2 protein-coding genes are annotated in these 4,573 nt (G+C 47.0%); one reads left to right on the forward strand and one right to left on the reverse strand.

Annotation, left to right across the window (positions count from 1 at the left end):
• Positions 1–1,508: Clp protease N-terminal domain-containing protein (locus LDL18_RS08670; RefSeq protein WP_296508783.1), on the reverse strand; the 1,508-nt coding region annotated here is incomplete at its 3' end.
• A 193-nt stretch (positions 1,509–1,701) separates the two neighbouring features.
• Here LDL18_RS08670 and LDL18_RS08675 point away from each other — a divergent pair.
• Positions 1,702–4,548 (forward strand): pitrilysin family protein, encoded by a 2,847-nt coding sequence (locus LDL18_RS08675; RefSeq protein ID WP_296508785.1) that lies wholly within the window; start codon positions 1,702–1,704, stop codon positions 4,546–4,548.
• Positions 4,549–4,573: the final 25 nt, after the last annotated feature.

The raw sequence follows: 4,573 nt of genomic DNA on the forward strand, positions 1-4,573 counted from the left end.
TCACCGGCTTTGGTGAGGTCACCTGACCGCTCAGCTTGATCCAAAGCAATACGTGCCTGATCCAGCTTTTCTTTCAAGCGGGCTTCCGCTTTAATTTTATCCTGCTCGTTTTTCCAACGAGTTGTCAATTCGGAAGATTGCTGTTCTAGATCACTTAAATCATGCTCAAGCGTCGCCAAACGATCACGGGAAGCGTCGTCATTTTCTTTTAATAAGGCTTCGCGTTCAATCTTCAGCTGGATAATCCGACGATCAAGATTTTCAATTTCTTCCGGCTTGGAATCAACCTCCATTCTTAGGCGGCTGGCCGCTTCATCAACAAGATCGATGGCTTTGTCTGGTAAAAAGCGATTGGTGATATAGCGATTGGACAAAGTCGCCGCCGATACCAATGCGGCATCCGTAATACGAACGCCATGATGGGCTTCGTATTTTTCTTTTAACCCGCGCAAAATCGAAATCGTATCTTCAACCGTTGGCTCACCAACATAAACCGGCTGGAATCGCCGCTGTAGGGCAGGGTCTTTTTCGACATATTTTTGATATTCGGCAAGGGTTGTCGCACCAATACAGTGTAGTTCACCACGCGCCAAAGCCGGTTTCAATAGGTTACCGGCATCCATCGCTCCATCGGATTTACCTGCCCCAATCAGGGTATGCATTTCATCAATGAAAAGAATGATTTGACCATCGGCTTGTTTAACTTCGTCGAGAACACCTTTCAGACGTTCTTCGAATTCACCGCGATATTTGGCACCCGCAATCAGGGAACCCATATCAAGCCCCATCAAAACGCGGTCGCGTAGGCCTTCCGGCACATCGCCATTGACAATCCGCAATGCCAAACCTTCGACAATCGCCGTTTTACCAACCCCCGGTTCACCGATCAGAACCGGATTGTTTTTGGTTCGACGTGCTAAAATCTGGATAGTGCGGCGGATTTCTTCATCACGACCGATCACCGGATCCAACTTGCCTTCACGGGCGGCGGCGGTCAAATCACGAGCGAATTTTTTCAAGGCATCATAACGGTCTTCGGCAGTTGCCGTGTCGGCCGTCCGTCCAGAACGCAATTCATTGATAGCCGTATTCAACGCTTCGGCTCTCAATCCTGAATCTTTCAGGATTTTTCCAACCTGCGTTTCCGGCATCAATGTCATCGCCAAAAGTAATCTTTCAACCGTGACATAGGAATCACCGGCTTTCGTCGCAATCTGCTCGGCTTGATCCAAAAGACGGACAGTATCGTTATCCAATCCCGGCGGTGTATTGGCACCACTGCCCGAGACAGATGGAATTTTGGCCAAGGCCGCATCAGTATCACGGACAGCTATCATCGGGTCGCCACCGGCGCGACGAATAAGGCCGGATGCCATCCCCTGCTCATCTTCCAACAAGGCTTTTAATAGATGTTCAGGCGCAATTCTCTGGTGATTGAGACGAATCGCTACCGTTTGCGCTGATTGAATAAAGCCCTTTGCTCGATCTGTTAATTTCTCAAAATTCATAATGACCGTCTCCTGACTTAACAGGCAAGATGGGGGTGATATTCGACATCTCAAGTATTCAGATGTAAAAATTTACGATTTCATTTGATGGATGTTGTCTGAATATAAAAAACATGGTTTTATTATAAATTGACATAAAAATTACTTATTATTTTGTTTTATTTATATTTTCTTCTTTAATAGGGGCGGATGGGTGAAAAAACTAACGCGTATTCTGGCATGCTGTATTCTGTCTTCAACTCTGCTAACGCCTCCTGTTATCATGGCGCACCCCCCCATCAAAAACGTTAAAAATACTTCGACATTGTTACAATCACTGGCAAAACAGATTAACTTGCCATGGCAAAGTTTTACGCTGCCTAATGGCCTTAGGGTGCTGGTGCATACCGATCATAAAGCCCCTGTGGTCGGTGTTTCGGTCTGGTATCATGTCGGTTCCAAAGACGAACCCAAAGGCAAGACTGGCTTCGCCCATCTTTTTGAACATTTAATGTTTGAAGGTTCGCAAAATATCCAAGGCAGCTTCTGGAAGCTTTTGCGGGAAACCGGTGCCACGGACAGCAACGGCACAACCAATTTTGACCGCACCAATTATTACGAAACGGTTCCGACTTCTGCGCTTGATCGGGTGCTTTATATGGAAAGCGACCGCATGGGCTATCTCCTGCAAGGCATGACGCAGGACAAACTCGATAACCAACGCGCGGTTGTTCAAAATGAGAAAAGACAAAAAGATAATCGTCCTTATAGCACTGTCGGCTATGCGATAACACAAGCCCTTGTGCCAGAAGGTCATCCTTATCACCACGATACGATTGGCTCGATGGAAGACCTTGATGCGGCCAGCCTAGACACAGTGAAAGATTGGTTCCGCGAGAATTACGGGCCCAATAATGCCGTTCTGGTTTTAGCCGGTGATATTGATATTGATAAAGCCAAGACAATGGTAAACCATTATTTTGGGGCTATCCCGCGTGGCCGCGATATTGTCCATCCAGAAACACCGATTTGGACTTTACCCGCCCGTAAAGACGAAGTGATAACGGACAAGGTTGCCCTATCGAAAATCTATCGGGCATGGAGCATCCCTAGCTATAACAATCCTGACTCTATTCCTTTAGACCTCAGTGCGGCGGTTCTAGGGGGTTTAGCCTCTTCTCGCCTTGATCAAATTTTGGTGCATCAAGAAGAGCTCGCCGTCAATGTCAGCGCAACCACCCAAAGTTTTGAGGGTCAGGGACGTTTTCTCGTCTCGGTCACGGTAAAACCGGGGGTGAACCCGCAATATGTGTCGCAACGCTTGGATAAAATCTTGGCGGATTATCTTGAAAAAGGCGCGACCCAAGATGAAGTCAATCGGGCAGCGATGGATGTTCTTTCAGAAAGCGTCGCGGAATCTGTTAGCGCTCAAGGCCCCATTCTGGCTCAAGGACTGCTTTATACAAAAGACCCCGATTATTACAAGAAAGCCCTCTCTGCTGTCGCCACTACCACAGCCGCAGAGGTGCAAAAATCTACCCAAAAATGGCTTTCTCGCCCTGTCTATGCTCTGACGGTTTTACCGGGTGAACGCCAAGCCTATCAGGAAAGCCAATCGGGTAAATCCACTCTGAAAGTAAACAATAACCCGATCCTTCCAACGCCGACCCAGCCAGCCGCTGCAGATATGCCTTCATCCAGAGAAGCCTTGCCCACAGTTGGGAGAGTCCCTGATGTTCGCTTTCCAACGATTACCCACAGTCAGCTTAAAAACGGTATCGCCGTTAGTTATGCGCAACGTCCAGCTGTTCCTTTAACGACTGTTTTAATTAGCTTTGATGGCGGGATTACAGCCGATACGGCTTTACCGGGAACAGAAAGTCTGATGCTTTCTATGCTGACCGAAGGAACAAAAGATAAAGATGTTATCGAGCTATCCAAAGAAAAAGAACGCCTTGGAGCCGTCATCAGCTTTGGGGCAGGGGATGATTACAGCTCGATGACCTTTTTAAGCCCCAGTGTGACCTTCCGTCAGACAACTGGATTGGCTTCAGAAATGCTATTCGGCTCGACTTTTCCTGAAAAGGAATTGGCAAGACTAAAGGCTTCGACCTTGGCGAATATGGCAGCCAGCCGTCAATCTCCGGCATGGATAGCCGCCCGTGCGCTTCGTCAAAACCTCTATGGTGAAGGCCACCCCTATCGCCATTTGGTAACCGAAGAAAATATCCAAAAGATAACGCGCCAGAATTTGCTTGATTTCAGACAAAAATGGATAAGGCCTTACAAAGCCCATATCTTCATTGTTTCCGATCAAGATTTGGATCAGATTTTACCCGTCCTGAATACTGTTTTCGGGCATTGGCAGATACCCAATCATGCCGAAGAATTGAAACCAACTTCCACGGCCAAAGCTGGACATTTATCTGATATTTTGTTGATTAACCGTCCGCAATCACCGCAATCTGTCATTATGGCGGCAACCGTGCTTCCGTTAAAAGAGAAAGAAGATCAAGATACACTGTTTAATCTTGATGTCGTTAACAGTATTCTTGGGGGCAATTTCCTGTCTCGCCTGAATATGGATTTGAGACAGAATAAAGGCTGGAGCTACGGAGTAGGTAGCCAAATCAATGCCAGAACTTTGTCTTCCGAATTTTCGCTCGCAGCCCCCGTGCAGACCAACCAGACGGCAGCGTCCATCAGTGCCATTCAAGAAGATATAAATCACTTCTTGACGGATAAAGGCATAAGTGACGCAGAATTACGGGAAACCGTTACCGGTATTATCAACCGGACACCGGCCGCTTATGAAAAAAGCAGTAATATTTTGGGTGGAATGGTTGATCTCGCGCTTATGAATCGACCGGACAATTATTATGATACGCTTAACCAGCGCTATCGCGCTTTAACGCCTTCAGAATTGGATAAAACCGCACGGCAATGGTTAAGCAGTCAGGCTTTGTCATGGGTTGTTGTCGGGGATGCCAATCTGGTTAAACCTCAGCTCGAGAAAAGAGGCCTGTCCGTGGAACAGGTGGAAAGTGATAAAATAAAATAAGATATTTATAATATAAATATCGATA

The sequence above is a fragment of the Zymomonas sp. genome (assembly GCF_020216885.1).
Classification (GTDB): Bacteria; Pseudomonadota; Alphaproteobacteria; order Sphingomonadales; family Sphingomonadaceae; genus Zymomonas.